Consider the following 19,546-nt stretch of genomic DNA (forward strand, 5'->3'; position numbering starts at 1 on the left):
CACCTCTACCGCCCGCTAAGATTTAACGCATTATGGCTAATGAGGATGACCTACCCGAGCAACTACGAATCAGGCGTGAAAAAAGAGCAGCGATAATAAAGCGTGGTGGTGAGCCATATCCAGTATCGGTGCCAAGAACTGCCTCATTACTAGAGATTCGAACAAAACATAAAGAACTGCCAATAGATGTGGCAACTGGAATTATTGAATCGGTAACTGGTCGAGTAATTTTCAAACGTGATACTGGCAAATTATGTTTTGCCAATTTACGAGAAGGAGATGGAACTGAGTTACAAGTAATGTTTTCACTAGATAAAATCGGTGAGGCACAACTTGAAACCTGGAAATCTGAGATTGATTTGGGAGATATTGTCTCTGTGACGGGTGAGGTAATAACCTCAAAACGAGGTGAGTTATCAGTTCTAGCTAATTCATTCGTACTCGCCGCAAAATCACTTCGACCACTACCGGTTGAGCACAAGCCGCTCTCGGAGGAGAGTCGAGTTCGAATGCGCTATGTAGATTTAATCGTTAGACCAGAGGCAAGAAGTAATGCCAGATTGCGGCCTGCAGTTATGCGATCACTACGGGAGAGTTTTACTTCCCGCGGATTTTTAGAGGTTGAAACCCCAATGCTGCAGGTGATGCATGGTGGCGCAGCAGCCAGGCCATTTAAGACTTTTAGTAACGCGTATGAGATGGATCTTTTTTTAAGAATCGCACCTGAGCTTTATCTAAAAAGATGTGTCGTCGGCGGTTTAGATAAAGTCTTTGAAATAAATAGAAATTTTCGCAATGAAGGCGCTGATTCATCTCACTCACCAGAGTTTGCCATGATTGAAACTTATGAAGCATATGGTGATTGGAACACCATGGCAGAGTTAACTAGAAGTTTGGTGCAGGATGCAGCTAAATCTGTATTTGGGTCTCATAAAGTTAAACACCATGATGGAAAAGAACTTGATCTTGGTGGCAAGTGGAAAGAAGTATCTTTATTTGATGTTATTTCAGAGGCGGTTGGTGAGAAGGTAGATGGCCTAACACCTAAATCTGAGTTAACAAAGATTGCGACAAAAAAAGGGATAAAGGTCGACCCTAAGTGGATCACCGGCACGATTGCTGAGGAGATATTTGAGCATGTGGCCAAGGAGAAGTTAATAGCGCCAACATTTGTTAAGGGATTTCCAATTGACACCTCACCACTAGTTAGAGCCCACCGCGATACCGCCGGAATTGCGGAAAAATGGGATCTCTATGTAGAAGGTTTTGAGTTAGCAACCGGTTACTCAGAGTTGATAGATCCAGTGATTCAACGTGAGCGATTAACGCAGCAAGCAACACTTGGCGCATCTGGTGATTTAGAGGCGATGGGATTGGATGAAGATTTTCTAAAAGCGATGGAGTATGCAATGCCACCAATGGGCGGCATGGGTATGGGTGTAGATCGATTACTTATGGCATTAACAGGTCTTGGAATTAGGGAGACTATTTTGTTTCCATTAGTTAAACCAACTGCAGGTGATGAGTAATGTCAGTTTTGGTAAGAGGTGCTAAAACCTCTGATATTAAAAAGATTAGATTAATTGTTGACACATACGCATCAGAGCGAAAATTATTATCTAAAGAAACTGTGACCTTATATGAAAACGTGCAGGAGTTCACAGTTGCAGAGTTTAATGGCGAGGTAATTGGTTGCGGAGCTTTGCATGTGCTTTGGGAGGACTTAGCGGAGGTTAGAACTGTGGCAGTAATAAAAGAGTGGCAAGGCAAGAAGGTTGGGCACGAAATATTAGAAAATATTTTGAGTAAGGCAAAAGAGCTTGGTGTAAAGAAAGTATTTTGCTTAACCTTTGAGACTAAGTTCTTTGGTGCACATGGGTTTACAGAAATACAAGGTGCTCCGGTGGAGCCTGATGTCTATGCGCAATTACTTAGATCCTATGACGAAGGTATCGCCGAGTTCTTAGATCTTGAGAGTGTTAAACCCAACACACTGGGAAATACCAGAATGCTTAAAATTCTTTAATCTTTTGGGCATAAACACCCCAGTTATGGGGTTATAGAGCCATAACCCACCCTAGATATAGGTAAGTTATTCACAGCCTAATCGAAGTGCATAATGTCGCCCTTTGGTATTAGGCTATTTACATAAGAAAGAAAGGTTTGAGCAATGTTTGAACGGTTTACTGATCGTGCCAGACGTGTTGTTGTGCTGGCGCAAGAAGAAGCACGCATGCTCAACCATAATTACATTGGCACTGAACATATTCTCCTAGGTTTAATTCATGAGGGAGAAGGAGTTGCCGCTAAAGGACTTGAATCTCTCGGTATTTCACTTGAGGCAGTTCGTTCCCAAGTTGAGGAGATTATTGGTCAAGGTCAACAAGCACCCTCTGGTCATATTCCATTTACACCACGTGCTAAAAAAGTATTGGAGCTCTCACTCCGTGAGGCGTTGCAATTAGGACACAATTACATTGGCACTGAACATATTCTTTTAGGTTTAATTCGCGAAGGTGAAGGAGTTGCAGCCCAAGTTTTAGTAAAGCTTGGCGCTGACCTTTCACGAGTTCGCCAACAAGTAATTCAATTACTCTCTGGCTATCAGGGCAAAGAGGCGGTCACCGCGGGCGGTCCAGCCGAAGGTCAACCATCAACATCTTTAGTTTTAGATCAATTTGGCAGAAATCTAACCACCGCAGCTCGTGAAGGAAAACTAGATCCAGTAATTGGCAGAGAAAAAGAGATTGAACGGGTAATGCAGATTTTATCTCGCCGCACAAAAAACAATCCAGTATTAATTGGTGAGCCAGGTGTTGGTAAGACTGCAGTAGTTGAAGGATTGGCCCAAGCAATTGTCAAAGGTGATATCCCAGAGACACTTAAGGATAAGCAGCTTTACTCATTAGATCTTGGCGCCCTAGTTGCCGGTTCTAGGTACCGCGGTGATTTTGAAGAGCGGTTAAAGAAAGTATTGAAAGAAATCCGCACTCGCGGCGATATTATTTTGTTTATTGATGAGATTCACACCTTAGTTGGCGCAGGGGCTGCTGAAGGTGCAATTGATGCAGCTTCAATATTAAAGCCAATGCTTGCTCGTGGTGAGTTACAGACAATTGGCGCCACCACCCTTGATGAGTACCGAAAGCATTTAGAAAAAGATGCAGCTCTTGAGCGTCGGTTCCAACCAATCCAGGTGGCTGAGCCAACAGTGGCACACACAATTGAAATTTTAAAAGGATTGCGCGATCGTTATGAAAGCCACCACAAGGTTTCAATCTCAGATGGTGCACTAGTTTCAGCTGCTACGTTGGCAGATCGTTATGTTTCAGATCGTCACCTACCAGATAAGGCAATTGATTTAATTGATGAGGCAGGATCACGTTTGCGCATTCGCCGGATGACTGTGCCACCTGAAATTCGCGAGTTTGATGACAAAATTGCTGCTGCGCGTAAAGAAAAAGAGTCTGCTATTGATGGCCAAGATTTTGAAAAGGCTGCCTCCTTGCGGGATAAGGAAAAGAATTTAATCACCGAAAAAGCTGATCGAGAGAAGAATTGGAAAGCCGGTGATCTTGATGTGGTTGCAGAGGTTGATGAAGAGTTAATTGCTGAGGTGCTATCAACTGCAACTGGTATTCCAGTATTTAAGTTAACTGAGGCAGAGACTGCTCGTTTGCTTAAAATGGAGGATGAGTTACACCGCCGTGTAATTGGCCAAGAACAAGCGATCAAAGCATTGTCACAGGCAATCAGACGTACTCGCGCCGGCCTTAAGGATCCAAAGCGCCCAGGCGGATCATTTATTTTTGCTGGACCTTCTGGTGTTGGTAAGACAGAGCTTTCTAGAACTCTTGCACACTTCTTATTTGGTGATGCTAGTGCGTTAATTCAACTAGATATGTCTGAGTACTCTGAAAGACATACCGCCTCTAGATTATTTGGTGCCCCTCCTGGCTATGTTGGTTATGACGAGGGTGGACAATTAACTGAGAAGGTGCGTCGTCGTCCATTCTCAGTCGTGTTATTTGATGAGATTGAAAAAGCTCACCCAGATATCTTTAACTCACTACTGCAAGTACTAGAAGATGGTCGCTTAACTGATGCCCAAGGGCGGGTAGTGGATTTCAAAAACACCATCATTATTATGACTACCAACTTAGGCACTAAAGATATTTCTAAATCACTCTCACTTGGCTTTGCCAACGTGGCAGATGCACAGGGAAGTTATGAGCGGATGAAGGCAAAGGTTGGTGATGAGCTAAAGACTCATTTCCGCCCTGAGTTCTTAAACCGTATTGATGACATTGTGGTCTTCCATCAGTTAACTCAAGATCAGATTGTGAAAATTGTCGATTTGATGGTTGCGCAATTAGATGAGCGCTTAAAGGCGAAGGACATGGGAATTGAATTGACTGCTGGCGCAAAGGCGTTGCTGGCAAAGCGTGGTTATGACCCAGTACTTGGCGCTCGCCCACTTCGCAGAACAATTCAACGTGAATTAGAGGATGCTCTCTCGGAGAAGATGTTGTTTGGTGAATTAAAAGCTAGTGAAATTGTGTTGGTTGACGTATCAGATGACACCGATCAAGCAACCTTTACATTTAAAGGAACCGCTAAAACTGCATTGCCAGACACACCTGGTGATTTTGCAGAAGCAACTAATTAATCTTCACTTTACTAATTGCCTGCTCAACCCTAGAAGCTTCTAGTATTTCAATTCCAGCAATCTTTAAATCACTTCCAACTGGCACAATCACTCGTTTAAAACCTAGCCGAGCTGCTTCAGCAACTCTTTGCGTCACGCCAGTAACTTTTCTAATTTCTCCAGCTAAGCCAACCTCACCAATTGCAACTAAATCAGATGGAAGTGCTAATCCTTTAGCAGCAGATGCTACTGATAAGGCAACTGCTAAATCAGCAGCTGGTTCATTTATTTTCATCCCACCAACAGTTGCTACATAAACATCGCGGCCAGTAATTTTGATCCCAGCCCGAAGATCTAACACCGCAAGTGTCATTGCAGTTCTGGCATTGTCTAAGCCACTGGTTACTCGCCTAGCATTACCCCAATCTCTACCATCTGAGTTTGGTGCACTTACTAATGATTGAATTTCAGCAAGTAATGCCCGCCTGCCCTCAAGCACCACAGTCACACATGTGCCAGGTACTGGATCAGAATGCCGAGAGGTAAACAGCCCAGTTGGATCTGGCAAACCAATAATTCCAGAATCATTTAGATCAAAGCAACCAACCTCATCAGATGCACCAAACCTATTTTTAATTGTTCTAATTAATCTCAGCCTAGAGTGGCGCTCACCTTCAAAGTTAAGGACCACATCTACTAAGTGCTCTAGCAATCTTGGGCCGGCAATCGAACCATCCTTTGTGACGTGGCCAACTAGAACCAAAGTAATTGATCGCTCCTTTGCAATTCGAATTAGCGCAGCAGCAATCTCGCGCACTTGAGTAACACCACCTGGGGCGCCATCAACTGTGGTGCTGGAAATTGTTTGGATTGAATCAATAACTAATAGTTCAGGTTTTACCGAATCAATATGAGCAATTACTGCGCCAAGATCAGATTCGGCTGCTAGCCATAAGTTTTTATCAATTGCATTTAATCGCTCTGCTCGTAATCGAACCTGTGATGCTGATTCTTCACCGCTTATATATAGAGATAAAATTCCTTGTTTAGCAGTCTCTGCTGCAACTGTTAGTAATAAGGTTGATTTACCAACTCCAGGCTCACCCGCTAATAAAATTGCTGCCCCCGGTACTAAGCCGCCACCTAAAACTCGATCTAACTCACCAACACCACTGCTTCGAGCCTTTGCACTTGCTAAATCAACATCACCAATTGGTTTTGCAGCTGAGGTTGTCGCACCAGCAACTAAAGATAGTTTCTTTGGCGCGGCTATCTCTTCAACTGTTCCCCATGCTTGGCACTCACCACATCTACCAACCCATTTGGTTGCACTCCAACCGCACTCAACACAACGGAATGGATCTTTTGCGGGTGCTTTTGCCATGGCGTAAATCTAATGGCTAGGGCTGACTATCCTCGCTCTTGCGCCGCCTTTGTTGCTGGGTGAATAACAAATAGTGGCAACTCATGTCGTTTTTGTGCTTTGCGGGTTGCAGCAATTGCCGCCATTCGACTATCACAAAGTTTTACTAACTGTGCATAACCTTTTTTACCCATCAACGCGATTAATTCAACCTCACTTGATTGATAGACCGGAACTTTTCCAACATGTGCCTCTGAGTTACTAGTGCAGTACCAATCAAGCTCTGCGCCCCCTTCACCCCAAGCTAATCTTTCATACTCACCAATAACTACAACTGTCATCTCTCGTCCACCCAACTCACGGCTCTCCCAAGAACGGCGCAGTGGAAGTTGCCAACAGATATCTGGTTTAGTGACAGTCATATTTGTATTTTCTTTAACTGCCAAGTGATGAAGCGCGCAACCAAAAGATCCGCTATAGCCAGCCGCTTGATGCCCAACCTGATTTAGAAATATGCAACCACCTTTAACTTTTCTGGTTTTGCGCTCTTTGTCTAGACCAATTTCAGAGATTTGTAACTTGCCACCAGATTTCTTTGGCCTTGCTTGATCATAATATTGCCAATCAGCCTTTGTTAATTTCTTCGCCGCTTTTAATACTCGCGCCTCATCCTCTTTGCCAGTGTAGTAAGCACCATCTGAGCAACATCCAGCATTAGGTTTATCCTTATCAATGCCGCAACAACCATTGCCGTATATACATTGCCAATAAGAGGTGAGCCAGGTTAAATCACACTTAAATATTTCCTCTAAATTTTCTGGGTTTTCAAACTCAACCCAATCTCGAGTGAAATTAGGCGCAACCTCATTCTTTGATAACTTATATTTCAGACTTTTTTTGGTTGCCATAGGGTGGAAGTTTAAGGGTTAGGTAAGGTTTGTGACTAATTGGGTAGGCTTGAAGTATGACGGCGCAACTGACAAATAAATGTATTGGCTTTATCGGAGTTGGTGTCATGGGCTCCTCGCTAATTAAGGCCCTGCTCACCACAACATTTCCAGCAAATCAAATATGTATTCTCGATAAGAGTGAGGAAAAGGCTAACCAGGTCGCTACGGCACATAAAGTAGAAAAACAAAGCATCTCGCATATGGGACAAAACTGTGATGTTATTTTTCTTGCTGTTAAACCACAAGATCTTGGTGATGTATTGGCGGAGTTGAGTCAGAGCCTTAAGAGTGAAACTTTACTGATCTCTATTGCCGCTGGGAAAAGTACAAAATTCATTGAATCAAAGCTAAGTAAAAAAAATCCAGTGGTACGAGTAATGCCTAATACCCCAGCGCAGATTGGAAAGGGTGTTGCTGCAATCTCTGGCGGTTTAAACGCGCAGCCAATCCATATTGAGTTAGCGAAGCAGTTATTTGCTGCTAGCGGAGCAGTTGTAGAGGTTCCGGAAGAAAATCAAGATGCGGTAACCGCCCTTAGTGGATCTGGTCCAGCTTACTTTTTTTACTTCATCGAATCCATGATTAAGTCTGGCGTGCAACTTGGGCTCACAAATGAAATTGCAACACAACTTGCGATCGGAACTATTACAGGTTCTGCTGCAATGTTGCAGGAAAGCGGTCTAGATGCAGCCACACTTAGGAAGAATGTCACCAGCCCTAATGGCACGACTGCAGCAGCACTTGCAGTATTTGCTGACAAAGATTTAGAAAAGATAATTTCAGAGGCCATGGCTGCTGCCAGAAAACGTGCACAGGAGTTGGCTTGAAAAGATTTTTTCTTGCAGTAATAATAATTTCTTTTAGCGTTTTTTCTTCAGCAAATGCAGCAGTTATGAAAAATACTAAGCCGTTAGTAGAGCTGCCTTACACCAAAGCAGATCAAATCAGCAGTGTGTTATTAACTCCCATAAGTATCATCATCACTGGCACGACAGAATCACCTAGCTCCTCCTGGATAAACGGTGCGCTTGCAGGTGTTAGTGATGGTTTTATTGCAAGCTACTCATCCCTGGGTGCACCGCTCTGGAATATTAGGCTGGGCAGCAATGCAAATGAAATTGCTACATCTGCTGCGATTGATTTAGATGGCAGCATCTGGATCACCGGTGCAACCTCAGCCTCAGTAACACCAAACCCAACTGCAATTCCGCCAAAGGCATTAAACCCAGATAATGTGATTCTTGATCCCACTGCGGCAGTATCAACACCCTTAAATCGAATCAAAATTTGGCAGATTAGCAGTAGTGGAAATTTACTTAATTCATTTGAGTATATTGGTGAAAATATTATCAACCCCAAAAAGTTATTAGTTACAGATAGTAATCTGATTATTTTAGGGAGTATTTACGATAAATCATCGGTAGCAGGTTTTTATTTATCGGTAAGTAAATCTGGTGTGTTTACACCAATAATAAAATTTGGATCAAAATCTACGCAAATAAACTCAGCAATCAGTAACAAAGATGGCAGCATCACCGCTGTTGGATCAAGTGGTGAATTGTTATTAAAAGTTAAACCACTAAGTAAAGTTGACGCTGTTACTTTCAAGATATCTTCAGCTGGGGTTTTGCAGCAAGTTGCTCGGGCAACATTAAAAACCACAAGTAGAAGTTGGAGCAGTATTGATGCCGGTTTATTACAAGGGGGAAGAGTTACCTACTCAAATAAAACCGAGGCAGCGATCACAAAATTTTCTGCACTAGGTAAACCAGTCTGGAATGTGCGCTACTCGGCTAAATCATCTGCGCTAGTAGCAAATGGCAGTAACTCTTGGGCGACCTACATTTCAAGTGGTGCGATAAAAGGTGTGCCAGCTTGGAAGCCAAAGACGCCAGCTCCAGTCTTAATCGAGTTTGGGAAAAAAGGTGAAGTAATTTCATCCCATACTCTTTCCGCTCCAGCGGTTGCAATTGCTGCAAATAATGAAATTGGTACAGTTGTTATCACCGACTCGGGTGTGGCTTTTGGTTTAGTAGTAGTTAACTAGTAATCTTGGCTTATCGTTAATAACTATAAAGGAGTAAAATGGGTTCAGTAATAAAAAAGCGTCGCAAGCGAATGGCTAAAAAGAAGCACAAAAAACTTCTTAAGCGAACTAGAATTCAGCGTCGCAACGCTAAGTAAAAAAGCATTAAGGCTTTAAAAGAGTTAATTTTCCAGATACGCCAGCAACGGCGTATCTGACCTTATTTAATGTAATCCAACTACTTTGAGCACCTTCTTGTACAGTTCCGTTAGAAATTAATAAGGCGGTGCGCTTTGTTTTTTCTAAGGAGCACAGCCGAAGTTGGCAGCCAAACATTATGTTTTTTTCATCAATAGCAACTGGTGAATTTGGTACCCCGTAATCTGAAGCGGTGACATCAGTAAATTTTGTGGCTGGAAGTGTTTGATATCTGATTTGATTTGGATTAGGGAATGAGACGCCACTTCCAGTAAACCAGCTTAGATTTATACCTCTAGCGCTATTAAATATGGCAACGTCATATCCAGCTACTGCAACACCTTCACCAGGTGTATCTAAGGTTTTATAAACCCAGTCCTCGACAAATGCACTACTTCTACTGGCATACCTGATCTCACCTCTGGTTACATTTCTTTCAAGATCAAAGCCACGAACTGAGTCAAAAAGCAGATGAATTTTCTTGCCAACAGTTACTGATTTCAAATGAAATGCCACATCACCAGTGGTTCTATCTTCTGTATCTTTATCCCCATCAACAATCTCATACCGCCATTCGTTACCATTTTTTACCGCTCCCAGTAATATTCCCTGTGATTCATCACGATAGAAAACCTGCACCCCTGATGCAGTAACTGCACATGCACTGGACACGCTGACATCAGAGCCACCACGGATCCTTGGAAACACTTTGTAATCTTGAATCGTAGGGGCATCACCATCAACTATTTCGTAGTACCAATTTTTTCCATCGTATAAGGCATATCTAAGATCTTTATCTTTAAGATCTGCATAGAAAATGTGTAAATAGTTATTTTTTCCAGAAACAGAGGTGCAGATAGATATATAGCCAGATACATCATTTGTAGTTTTATTGAGTGTAGATGAGTTTCCATCAATTGTTTTAATACTCCATTTGCTGCCAGTCAGGGTGGCAAGCTTTAAATCACCATTTTTACTATCACTGTAGGCAATAACCGGCTTACCTGCATATGTGGCAGTAGCTAAATACTTAGCATCTGCCGCGCTATCTATAACTGTACTTTTCCAACTTGCCTCTGGCATTACAGCATTGGTATTAACAGTGTTTGAGGTTCCTAGAGAGTTTGTTGCGGAGACCGAAAAGGTATACCTACTACCGTTTTTTAAACCTGTGATAGTTATTGGGCCCTCTTTAACATTTAACACTTCACCGCTTTGAATATTTTTTACTTCATAATTTGAAACTTGAGCTTCACGGAAATTAACTGGTGGATCAAATTGAATAATTGCACTCTTATCACCGACAAGTGCTTTCACATTTTGTGGCGGCTGTGGTGTGCCAGCGGCAACTCCAGCCGGTGGCTTTATTCGCATATCTTCAAAGATTGCAAGCAACAGTGAACCTGGCAGATGAAATATCTCTCCAGAATCTAGATTGGGAGTCATTACTGCATTAGTTCCAGATTTTGAAAATGTTGCTTCATCTAAATGTGCAATCGAAGAGCCCGCTTCGTAAACAGTGGGTGTGTAAAGTTTTGGCTTCACTCCATTATTAGCTTTTGTGGCTATCTCACCAGACCAAACTAAATTTGTTGTCATCGCCTTTCCAGTCTCAAGGGAAGGAGATGGCATATCTGCTAAACGTCTGCCATCAGGCAGTTGAGCGTAAGCATCAAATGGGGTGGGTTGGTCCACTCTGCCAAAGCCAGAGAACTCGTCATAATAAGTTCCAGAAATAAACCCAAGGCCATGAGCCATTTCATGCAATATTACGGAGACTAGATCATAACTTTTAGCTGGACAATTACCATCAACTCCGTAATACCAAGGCGCGTTTGAACTAATTGTGATTTCCATTTCAGCAGCATTAGGGTCAAGATCTTTTCCCGCCAGGGCATTTGCTAGCGCTGATGGATAATAAAGAGTTTTGTCGGGTGCGCCAGTAAAATTTGCAAAGTTCCGTTTGGCGCTCGCTGACGCCAATACAGAGTAACTAGTAGATCTTCCCCAATTCACATTTATATTTATAGGAACAGTAGAAGCAAAGTTTTCAGACCAAACATCTACCGCTGCTTGAATTGGAATCTTTACATTCTCAGGAACAGAATTAAAATTAATTACAAAATTACTTTTCTTTTCAAGATTGGCACTTATCGGTCTAGGAGTTGATTGAATAGCCGCAGCATTTCCGCTGGCATAGATATAACCCCAGTTAGCTGGCGCAACCTTGATTTGAAGTGAATTGGCAGAATTTGTTGAGATGGGGCTAGCAAGGAAGGTAGCAATCAACCCGACGGTGGTAAAAAAAGATTTTAAGCGCACAGAGTGAAGGCTAACAGTCTGCGATGATAGGTTTGTGCCATAGGTTAATTTTAAGTAATAATTCAGGAAAAATACATATTGGAAAACCTGCTAAACCCCCTACCTTTGGAAGAAGTTTGAAGTTATGAAAAAAGTACTGATCTACTCTCGATCTGGTTGCCATTTATGTGAAATAGCTATTGATCGAATCAACGCAATTAAGAATGAACACCACTTTTTGATCGAGATAAAACTAATTGACGGTAATAATGATTTAGAGGAAAAGTATGGCGAACAGGTGCCTGTTATTTTCATCGACGGGAAAGTTCATGATTACTGGCGGGTGGATTCAGAACGATTTATAAAAGCAATTAACGCTTAATTTTTTTTCATTACCTCATCGGCATCAATAATTCGATATGCATATCCTTGTTCAGCTAAAAAGCGTTGGCGATTTTGAGCAAAATCTTGATCAATAGTGTCGCGTGCAACTAAGGAGTAAAACCTAGCCCCTCGGCCATCTGCCTTTGGTCTAAGAATTCGACCTAGTCGTTGTGCCTCCTCCTGGCGAGAGCCGAATGTGCCAGAGACTTGAATAGCGATTGTGGCTTCGGGTAAATCAATTGAAAAGTTAGCAACTTTTGAAACTACTAAACATTTCAATTCACCAGAGCGAAACAGCGAATAAAGTCGTTCACGCTCTTTTATCGGTGTGTCACCTTTAATAACCGGCACACCTAATGTTTCTGAAAGCTGATCTAATTGATCTATGTATTGTCCAATGACTAATACCTGATCATTGGCATGTTGTTTAGCTAGTGCTACGGCAACCGCTTTTTTACTTTGCGATGTTGAGCAAAAACGATATCGATCCTCTTGCTCAGCGGTCGCATAATTTAATCTTTCTTCATCAGTTAGAGTAATTCTCACCTCAACACAATCGGCAGGTGCAATATAGCCCTGTGCCTCTATTTCTTTCCATGGCACATCAAATCTTTTTGGACCGATGAGTGAAAAAACTTCACCCTCCATACCATCTTCACGCACCAATGTTGCAGTTAAGCCAAGTCTGCGGCGAGATTGAATATCTGCGGTAAATCTAAAGATTGGCGCAGGCAACAGGTGCACCTCATCATAAATAATTAAACCCCAGTCAATTGCATCAAACAAATCAAGATGTGCGTAAACACCTTTTTTACGGGTGGTCATTACTTGGTAGGTAGCAATTGTTACTGGACGAATTTCTTTTTTAGCCCCGCTGTACTCACCAATATCATCTTCATTTAAATCAGTGCGCTGTAGTAGCTCTTCCCGCCACTGTCGTGCTGCAATAGTGTTAGTAACCAAAATTAAAGTTGTCGCTTTTGCATGCGCCATTGCCGCTGCGCCGACAATAGTTTTTCCAGCACCGCAGGGAAGTACAACTACTCCAGAGCCACCATGCCAAAATCCTTCAGCTGCCAACTCTTGATACCTTCGAATTTTCCAACCATCTTGTCTAAGCGATATCTCATGACGTTCACCATCAACGTAGCCAGCAAAATCCTCCGCTGGCCAACCTAATTTAAGTAGTGCTTGTTTCAAAAATCCCCGCTGGCCTGGGTGAACCACAATGGTTTCATCATCTAGTTGCTTACCAAGCATCGGCGCAACTTTTTTACCTCTAGTCACCTCTTTTAATACTGCCGGATCATTTGAAACTAATATCAAACCATGAACTGGATGTGCCTCCAGGCGTAATCGTCCGTATCGTGACATTGTTTCGGCAATATCAACTAGTAATGCATGAGGGACTGCATACCTTGAGTACTTAATTAATATATCTATGACCTCTTCAGCATCATGGCCTGAAGCTCTTGCATTCCAAAGCCCCAGCGGTGTGAGGCGATAGGTATGTATGTGTTCTGGTGATTTTTCTAATTCCGCAAAGGATGCAATAGATCTGCGACATTCATCGGAGTGAATGTGGTCGATATCTAGTAAAAGTGTTTTGTCACTTTGAACAATTAATGGGCCATCACTCATTTAAGCAACTCATTGATAAATGCATGAATCAGTTTTATTCGCGGCTCTAGTGTAGAAATCTTAATAAACTCACTCGGTGCATGAGCACCATGTCCCTCGGCACCTAAGCCATCTAATACTTTTGCACCAGCCGCAGCTGCAAGGTTGCCATCACTTGCACCACCAACACTGGCATTACCAATCTTTGCAAAACCTAATGAGGCAGCAACAGCCTCAAACTTTTCATACAAGCCAAGTGTGCTGCTCTCTTCAAGCGGTGGTCGGTTAATACCACCAGTGACTTCAACTCTTGCAATTTCACTTTTTAGATTTTTAATTGACTTATCTATTCGCTCAAGCTCTGCAGTTGTAAAAGATCTAACATCAATATCTAGAGTTGCTACTGCTGGCACGGTATTAGTGGTGCTTCCTGATTTCATTACTGTGGGTACGGCGGTGGTACCAAACTTTGGATTCTCTAAAGCAGCAATTTGTAAAACTAATTTTGCAATCTCAGTTGTTGCGTTGATTCCCTTTTCTGGCTCCAATCCTGCGTGAGCAGCAAGTCCGGTAACTTTTATTTGGTACATCGCAGTTCCTTTGCGACCAGTTTTAACCTTGCCATCTAGCGAGGCTTCAAAGACCAACACCGCATCTGCGCCCTTAGATAACCTAGTAATTAAATCTTTAGAGGTGGCGCTACCGGTTTCTTCATCTGTGGTTGCAACCAAAGCAACTTTACTTTCAGCATTTTCAATTCCAACTAAAGCATGTAATGCCTGAACAAAGCCAGTTTTCATATCAAAGACACCAGGCCCAGTGGCCTTATCGCCATTTATCTGCCAAGTTGGAGTAAATGATCCAGTTGGCCAAACAGTATCTAAATGGCATAACAAAAGTATCTTTGGATTTTTAGCACCCCACCAAAACACAGGTCTGCCATTTTCAATTATTTTTTCTGCTTTACTTTTTAAATGTTTGTTTGCAATTTCAACGGCCAATGTAATTACTTGATCACACGCGGCTAAATCTTCAGTAGGTGACTCACACTCAACTAAACGTTGGACATCCGACAGTGCGCTCACAGGTCTAAGTCTGCCTTATTTTCTAAAATGGTGAGTGCGGGTGCTACGCCATTGATTCGGGGGATACGAAACTGCGTTAATTCACCAGTTGTCTCATCCCGGGCAGTTAGGGTGCCCAGAGATATCGAGATTGGCTCAATAATTCGATTTGAAACCGACCCATTATTGTCTGCGTAGCTGATCATAAGAGTTTTTCTATCCGCAATATATTGGTTTATTAGGGATAAAGTTTCATTAGATGATGTGCCAGCAACAATCGGTTCAACTTTCCGACTGCGCTCACCTGCTCGCACAGTTTTTACTGCACTCTGTATCACCGCATCTTTTGGTGAGTTAAATTCAGAGATAATTCTAGGTGGCTTTGGCCTTGACTTTGCTCTCCTTAAATTTGGTTGTGATAACAAAATGCCGCTGGCATTTTCAGCAGCCGGTAGATATCCATACTCTCTCAATTCACCGATTACCTCAGCTAATTCAAAATCACTAACCAAGATCTGTGGCGCAATTTTTCTAAACCGTAAGTGTTCACATTTTTTATCATGCAGGATTTGCTGGATCATTCCTTCATCTTCACACCTAATATAGGAGTGTGCGGTGCCAACTCTTAATTTGCCATGTCGCTTAGCAACATCTGCAATTAAATAGTCAAGAGGTTGAGGCATAGGAGTTTTTGATATTTTGATTAAGAAAGTTTTAATTTGATCCCCAGTTTTCCCATGATCTAATCCCCGACGGATAGAGCCCTCACTAAATCGATAGACCGTTGCACCACCCCTACTTTCAATATCAGCAATTGTCCCCATCTCTGCTGAAAGCTCTGGGGTTAAAGGTCCAGGGGCAACTGCGCTGTTATCTGCCTGAATCAAAATATGATCAACTGCTTTAGGCATTGATGCTGCAACACCAAGCACATCTTTCTCAGTCAGTAAATTCATTCCAAAGGTTGAAATTCCACCCTGTCCGGTTACTCCCAGCCATTCAGCCTCGCGGAGATTCCACTCTACAAAATCTTTGTTTGCCTTTTGGGGATTAAACCATTTGACTACAGATTGAATCGAACTTAAGTCAGGACTTAGTTGTGTATTTTCCTGTAATACTTTTAATGTAGTTTTTCTTATCAAAGAAACACCAGCACGGTCTAACTCTGGACCAAGGGGTGCAATGTTTTTATCACTAACCTTCCCAATTAATCCGCTAGCCCGAGAAGTTTCCAGCCACAGCACAACGAGTGAGTACCATTTTTCTTCTGCTGGTTTGGTCAGCCAAATATCAAAAGCTGAGGTGGGAAGTATTTGATCATCTGGATCTACTACAACCAATCCACCCAAGTAACAAAGTTCTGCAACAAAACCTACACAGGTTTCATCAACTCCTAAGTGCTCGGCAATTTTTTTAAGATCTCTTACGCCAATTCCACCCGTGCGTAGCGCGGTTGGTGGTTCATCAGAGAGGTTGTGCAAAAACTCCTCACACCAGCGCAGAATCGTGGAGATATTGGCAATCGCAGCTAAATCAATTTGTTTTTGATCAATTTTTTTTCCATTTAATTCCTCCGGCTCATTCTTAAGCTCTTTATGAATTTTGCCCCCACGTAACTTGATTGCAATCTCGCGTGGTAAAACAACGGTGTGTGAGTCAATTGGTACCAAGATTTCATTTTCCAGCAGCCAGGCGATTGCTGCTCCAGGTTTTTTTACATTAGCAATCTGACCTCTTGGTGGACCCCAAGTTAATCTAGCAAGCACCTCTGCTGAATTAGCAGGCACATCTTTAAGAATAGAAAAATTTATTTTTTTTGCAGATACTGGACCAAGTCCGGCAGGTTCCTCACCAATAAGCAGTTTTAAGTTGGTTGGAGTTCGGAAATTATTTCCCTCCTTATAGAGCAACCCAATTTGCCATAAATAATCCAGGGCAAAGGCAGTTTCATCACCAGTAACTTCAATCAGCTCTGACTTTTTAAATGGTTCAGGCAGCGCACATGCTGCTTCTATTATTTGGTAGTGCCATAAATTTAGTGAATCAATCACACGGACTAGTGATGGTGTTGAGGTGGCCCTGGCAGCCAGTGCTGAAAAATCATTTGGTACTGGTGAAACCAAATCAGGTCTTGATTTAAACATTGTTGCTAGATCATCATCAGTTCTAGAGCGCAACTCATCAGCAAAAGTGATCGCGACAGTAGACATAACTGACCTACTTTACTCGGGTTTTAAGTGGGCTATTTACCTTTTGCGCTTCAGGTTTCGGGGCGACAGCAGGGAGCCCAAGGCTGCAATTCGCCCAGCGGTTGGTCCAAAAAATTTTTTAATTTTTCGCGCTCTTCTAAAGTCATAAACCGGCCAGTTATCTCGATAGGCGCGTATCTCTAACAGGGCATCTGGATTGATGACGCGAGGCTTACCAACCGCTTCAAGTAGTGGAATATCATGGTGTGAATCTGAGTATGCGTAGCAATTTTTTAAATCAACATTATTTTCGAGTGATAGTTCTTTAATCGCAATAGCTTTTTCCCTACCATGCAACAGACTACCAATTATTTTTCCAGTGTAGACACCATTACTAATCTCCGCCTTAGTTCCTAAAGCACCAGTAAATCCCAGCCGCTTGGCAATCAAGTTAGCCATATCTAGCGGTGTAGCAGTGACCAACCAAACTTCTTCATTTTTGCTTAAGTGTTCTTGCGCGATTTCAACTGTTCCTTGCCAGATTGCGGGTGAGACATACTCCTCGTATATCTCCTGTCCAATTTTCTCAATTTCTACCACATTATGACCTTTAATAAATTCAGTTGCCGCGTTTTGAAATCTTGCAATCTCAGCTTTATTTTCTTTTCCAGTTAATCGATAACGCAAATTTGCCAGCACAAATGCTGAAACATCACGCTTGGTAAAGAACCCTCTTTGATACATTCCGCGACCCAAGAAAAATATGGTCGAGCCTTTTAATAGGGTGTTATCAACGTCAAAAAATGCGATTGCCTTTGCTGTGAGCGCCATATCACTACCTTAGCGAACGGGGTGCAATTACTCTGCTTTATGCTTGCACCATGGCACAAACAATTCACTTCATTAGACATGGTGAGGTAAATAACCCAGAGAAGATTTTGTATGGATTGCAACCTGGATGGCACCTAAGTGATCGTGGGCGTCAGATGGCGCAGGTGGTTGCAAAGTGGTCAGAATCATTAAATTTAGGAGCTATTTTTTCATCTCCACTTGAACGAGCCCAAGAGACAGTTGCACCAATAATTTCCCTACACAATCTGCCATTAAATACAAGTAAAGATTTAATTGAAGCAAGTAATATCTTTGAAGGTAAAAAATTTGAATTAGGAAGTGGCGTAATCCGCCATCCAAAATCATGGCGCTATTTATATAACCCTTGGAAGCCTTCATGGGGGGAGCCGTATGAGCAATTAATAAGTCGAATGTTAAGAGCATTATTCACAGCCCGCGATGCTGCTGGTGGTAAGGATGCAATTTGTGTATCACATCAATTGCCAATCTGGATTTTGCGCTCTGCAGTTGAGGGCAGAAGATTACTTCATGATCCAAGAAAACGAGAGTGCACTTTGGCATCTGTTACCTCATTTAAATTAGATCAGGATGGAATGATTTCATCTGTTTCATATCTAGAGCCAGCGCAGCATTTATTACCCGCAAAAAAATGAAATTCCTGTCAATACTATTTGCATCCATACTCCTTACTTCATGTGCAGGTGGGGGCTTGTCCACACCAAATGAAAATGCTTTTATTTCAGGCAGCGGTATAGCAACATATTTAGATGAATCTGATCGGGGACCTGCGCCAAAAATTTCTGGGCAAACCTTAACTCAAGATTTTGTCTCTTTAGATTCAAAGAAAGTATCGGTAATAAATGTATGGGCATCTTGGTGTGCTCCATGTCGGGCAGAGGCGCCAGTATTACAAGAGTTTTCTATTAACTATCCCGAAGTGCAATTTGCCGGCATTTTAACCCGAGATAATATTTCCTCAGCTCAAGCATTTTATGAAAGCTTCAATTTAACTTACCCTACTTTTACTGATGACTCACTATTACTTGGATTTGGTGGATCACTCATTCCAAATGCAATTCCAACCACTTTAATAATAGACAAGCAAGGTAGAGTTGCAGTTCGAATAAGTGGTGAGGTGACTGTCGCAGGATTGAAGAAAATGTTAGAGAAAGTCTTGTCTGATGATTGAGTTTTTAATAGATCTGGTCTTTGACGCCAACTTATTGATAGCAATGTTAGTTGCAGCCTTTGCTGGAGTAGTTTCATTTTTTTCACCCTGCGTAATTCCGCTAGTTCCGGGGTATCTCGCCTATGCCTCAGGCATGAGTGATACCAAAAGTAGAAGTAGGGTTTTTCTGGGCTCATTACTATTTGTATCTGGATTTACAGTTTTATTTGTTTCTTACGGCATTCTGTTTGGTGAATTAGGTTCTAAAATTGCACAAAACTCTAAATCAATTTCACAACTTCTTGGCCTGATAACAATTTTCCTCGGAGTAATTTTCTTATTAAATGAAAAGTTCTATCGAAGCTTCAAGCCAAGGTGGAAGCACCGCACCGGTCTATTTGCTGCCCCACTACTTGGCTTTGCATTCGGAATTGGCTGGACACCTTGTATTGGCCCAACACTTGGCGCAGTTCAGGTATTAGCAATTCAAAGTGCAACTGCAGAAAGAGGAGCCATTCTCTCGGCTGCTTATTGTTTTGGATTAGGCCTGCCATTTATTCTCATGGGACTGTTTCTAGACAAATCAACTCCGATACGAAAAATTATTTCCAGTAAAGGTAATTTAATAGTCAAAGTTGGAGGATATTTTTTGATACTGATCGGAGTTTTACAACTTACTAATCTTTGGGACCAAATTATGATAAGTCTTCGAGATTTAATTAGCGGATTCATTCCCCTTATCTAATGAGTACTGTTTTAGATAGCAGGTCGTTTCTTCGGTGG

The 19,546-nt window shown here is 42.2% G+C and carries 17 protein-coding genes; 10 read left to right on the forward strand and 7 right to left on the reverse strand.

Translation table 11 applies throughout. The features are described 5' to 3' along the window. Positions 1 to 32: 32 nt before the first annotated feature. From lysS to B1s21160_RS00295, 3 genes are all read left to right on the forward strand, one after another. Positions 33 to 1,529, forward strand: coding sequence for a lysine--tRNA ligase (gene lysS, locus B1s21160_RS00285; protein ID WP_095671928.1), 1,497 nt, complete (start codon positions 33 to 35; stop codon positions 1,527 to 1,529). Then, the gene (locus B1s21160_RS00290) at positions 1,529 to 2,026 is read left to right on the forward strand and encodes an amino-acid N-acetyltransferase (protein WP_095671929.1); all 498 of its coding nucleotides are present in this window, start codon (positions 1,529 to 1,531) and stop codon (positions 2,024 to 2,026) included. Before lysS ends, B1s21160_RS00290 begins: the two co-directional genes overlap by 1 nt. A 144-nt stretch (positions 2,027 to 2,170) precedes the next feature. Beyond that, complete coding sequence (locus B1s21160_RS00295; RefSeq protein ID WP_095671930.1) at positions 2,171 to 4,669, forward strand: ATP-dependent Clp protease ATP-binding subunit; 2,499 nt, start codon at positions 2,171 to 2,173, stop codon at positions 4,667 to 4,669. Here the strand turns inward: B1s21160_RS00295 and radA are convergent. Together radA and B1s21160_RS00305 are read right to left on the reverse strand one after the other, a co-directional pair. Further along, the gene (gene radA / locus B1s21160_RS00300; protein ID WP_095671931.1) at positions 4,662 to 6,032 is read right to left on the reverse strand and encodes a DNA repair protein RadA; all 1,371 of its coding nucleotides are present in this window, start codon (positions 6,030 to 6,032) and stop codon (positions 4,662 to 4,664) included. The genes B1s21160_RS00295 and radA overlap by 8 nt on opposite strands. A gap of 26 nt (positions 6,033 to 6,058) precedes the next feature. Continuing rightward, on the reverse strand, positions 6,059 to 6,919 hold the full coding sequence (locus B1s21160_RS00305; RefSeq protein WP_095671932.1) for a DUF3109 family protein: 861 nt from the start codon (positions 6,917 to 6,919) through the stop codon (positions 6,059 to 6,061). A gap of 56 nt (positions 6,920 to 6,975) precedes the next feature. Here B1s21160_RS00305 and proC point away from each other — a divergent pair, with 56 nt between their 5' ends. Genes proC through B1s21160_RS00320 form a run of 3 tightly spaced genes read left to right on the forward strand, consistent with a single transcriptional unit; the run spans position 6,976 to position 9,145 of the window. Further along, complete coding sequence (gene proC / locus B1s21160_RS00310; protein WP_095671933.1) at positions 6,976 to 7,788, forward strand: pyrroline-5-carboxylate reductase; 813 nt, start codon at positions 6,976 to 6,978, stop codon at positions 7,786 to 7,788. Beyond that, positions 7,785 to 9,008, forward strand: a complete 1,224-nt coding sequence (locus tag B1s21160_RS00315; protein WP_095671934.1) for a hypothetical protein — start codon at positions 7,785 to 7,787, stop codon at positions 9,006 to 9,008. Before proC ends, B1s21160_RS00315 begins: the two co-directional genes overlap by 4 nt. Before the next feature lie 38 nt (positions 9,009 to 9,046). Next, the gene (locus tag B1s21160_RS00320; protein WP_018226752.1) at positions 9,047 to 9,145 is read left to right on the forward strand and encodes a 30S ribosomal protein bS22; all 99 of its coding nucleotides are present in this window, start codon (positions 9,047 to 9,049) and stop codon (positions 9,143 to 9,145) included. Between the two features lie 7 nt (positions 9,146 to 9,152). On the opposite strand, the gene B1s21160_RS00325 is transcribed toward B1s21160_RS00320, so the two are convergent. Then, a complete protein-coding gene (locus B1s21160_RS00325; protein WP_095671935.1) occupies positions 9,153 to 11,507 on the reverse strand; it encodes a fibronectin type III domain-containing protein in 2,355 nt (784 codons plus the stop codon). Positions 11,508 to 11,631: 124 nt separating this feature from the next. Between B1s21160_RS00325 and B1s21160_RS00330 the strand changes: the two genes are divergently transcribed. Beyond that, a complete protein-coding gene (locus B1s21160_RS00330; protein WP_095671936.1) occupies positions 11,632 to 11,868 on the forward strand; it encodes a glutaredoxin family protein in 237 nt (78 codons plus the stop codon). On the opposite strand, the gene B1s21160_RS00335 is transcribed toward B1s21160_RS00330, so the two are convergent. The 4 genes from B1s21160_RS00335 to B1s21160_RS00350 are packed head-to-tail and all read right to left on the reverse strand — an operon-like array spanning position 11,865 to position 17,574. Next, on the reverse strand, positions 11,865 to 13,511 hold the full coding sequence (locus tag B1s21160_RS00335) for a DNA repair helicase XPB (RefSeq protein WP_095671937.1): 1,647 nt from the start codon (positions 13,509 to 13,511) through the stop codon (positions 11,865 to 11,867). The genes B1s21160_RS00330 and B1s21160_RS00335 overlap by 4 nt on opposite strands. After that, positions 13,508 to 14,575: a M20/M25/M40 family metallo-hydrolase gene (locus B1s21160_RS00340; RefSeq protein ID WP_095671938.1), complete on the reverse strand. Its 1,068-nt coding sequence runs from the start codon at positions 14,573 to 14,575 to the stop codon at positions 13,508 to 13,510. Before B1s21160_RS00340 ends, B1s21160_RS00335 begins: the two co-directional genes overlap by 4 nt. Next, positions 14,572 to 16,764 carry a helicase-associated domain-containing protein gene (locus B1s21160_RS00345; RefSeq protein ID WP_095671939.1) on the reverse strand — a complete coding sequence of 731 codons (2,193 nt, stop codon included), beginning with the start codon at positions 16,762 to 16,764 and terminating at the stop codon, positions 14,572 to 14,574. Before B1s21160_RS00345 ends, B1s21160_RS00340 begins: the two co-directional genes overlap by 4 nt. 36 nt (positions 16,765 to 16,800) lie before the next feature. Then, positions 16,801 to 17,574 (reverse strand): HAD family hydrolase, encoded by a 774-nt coding sequence (locus B1s21160_RS00350; RefSeq protein ID WP_095671940.1) that lies wholly within the window; start codon positions 17,572 to 17,574, stop codon positions 16,801 to 16,803. A gap of 50 nt (positions 17,575 to 17,624) precedes the next feature. On the opposite strand from B1s21160_RS00350, the gene B1s21160_RS00355 reads away from it, so the two are divergent. The 3 genes from B1s21160_RS00355 to B1s21160_RS00365 are packed head-to-tail and all read left to right on the forward strand — an operon-like array spanning position 17,625 to position 19,508. Then, positions 17,625 to 18,248 carry a histidine phosphatase family protein gene (locus B1s21160_RS00355; protein WP_095671941.1) on the forward strand — a complete coding sequence of 208 codons (624 nt, stop codon included), beginning with the start codon at positions 17,625 to 17,627 and terminating at the stop codon, positions 18,246 to 18,248. A gap of 56 nt (positions 18,249 to 18,304) precedes the next feature. Further along, positions 18,305 to 18,784, forward strand: a complete 480-nt coding sequence (locus B1s21160_RS00360; protein ID WP_223297957.1) for a TlpA family protein disulfide reductase — start codon at positions 18,305 to 18,307, stop codon at positions 18,782 to 18,784. Beyond that, on the forward strand, positions 18,777 to 19,508 hold the full coding sequence (locus B1s21160_RS00365; RefSeq protein WP_095671943.1) for a cytochrome c biogenesis CcdA family protein: 732 nt from the start codon (positions 18,777 to 18,779) through the stop codon (positions 19,506 to 19,508). Before B1s21160_RS00360 ends, B1s21160_RS00365 begins: the two co-directional genes overlap by 8 nt. Positions 19,509 to 19,546 lie beyond the last annotated feature (38 nt).

It is taken from the genome of Candidatus Nanopelagicus hibericus (assembly GCF_002288005.1).
GTDB classification, from domain to species: domain Bacteria; phylum Actinomycetota; class Actinomycetes; order Nanopelagicales; family Nanopelagicaceae; genus Nanopelagicus; species Nanopelagicus hibericus.

What these genes read in the sequence shown, in the direction of transcription:
- lysS (WP_095671928.1), top strand. Translation starts at nt 33, where the DNA reads ATGGCTAATGAGGATGACCTACCCGAGCAACTACGAATCAGGCGTGAA.
- B1s21160_RS00290 (WP_095671929.1), top strand. Translation starts at nt 1,529, where the DNA reads ATGTCAGTTTTGGTAAGAGGTGCTAAAACCTCTGATATTAAAAAGATT.
- B1s21160_RS00295 (WP_095671930.1), top strand. Translation starts at nt 2,171, where the DNA reads ATGTTTGAACGGTTTACTGATCGTGCCAGACGTGTTGTTGTGCTGGCG.
- radA (WP_095671931.1), bottom strand. Translation starts at nt 6,032, where the DNA reads ATGGCAAAAGCACCCGCAAAAGATCCATTCCGTTGTGTTGAGTGCGGT.
- B1s21160_RS00305 (WP_095671932.1), bottom strand. Translation starts at nt 6,919, where the DNA reads ATGGCAACCAAAAAAAGTCTGAAATATAAGTTATCAAAGAATGAGGTT.
- proC (WP_095671933.1), top strand. Translation starts at nt 6,976, where the DNA reads ATGACGGCGCAACTGACAAATAAATGTATTGGCTTTATCGGAGTTGGT.
- B1s21160_RS00320 (WP_018226752.1), top strand. Translation starts at nt 9,047, where the DNA reads ATGGGTTCAGTAATAAAAAAGCGTCGCAAGCGAATGGCTAAAAAGAAG.
- B1s21160_RS00330 (WP_095671936.1), top strand. Translation starts at nt 11,632, where the DNA reads ATGAAAAAAGTACTGATCTACTCTCGATCTGGTTGCCATTTATGTGAA.
- B1s21160_RS00335 (WP_095671937.1), bottom strand. Translation starts at nt 13,511, where the DNA reads ATGAGTGATGGCCCATTAATTGTTCAAAGTGACAAAACACTTTTACTA.
- B1s21160_RS00345 (WP_095671939.1), bottom strand. Translation starts at nt 16,764, where the DNA reads ATGTCTACTGTCGCGATCACTTTTGCTGATGAGTTGCGCTCTAGAACT.
- B1s21160_RS00350 (WP_095671940.1), bottom strand. Translation starts at nt 17,574, where the DNA reads ATGGCGCTCACAGCAAAGGCAATCGCATTTTTTGACGTTGATAACACC.
- B1s21160_RS00355 (WP_095671941.1), top strand. Translation starts at nt 17,625, where the DNA reads ATGGCACAAACAATTCACTTCATTAGACATGGTGAGGTAAATAACCCA.
- B1s21160_RS00365 (WP_095671943.1), top strand. Translation starts at nt 18,777, where the DNA reads ATGATTGAGTTTTTAATAGATCTGGTCTTTGACGCCAACTTATTGATA.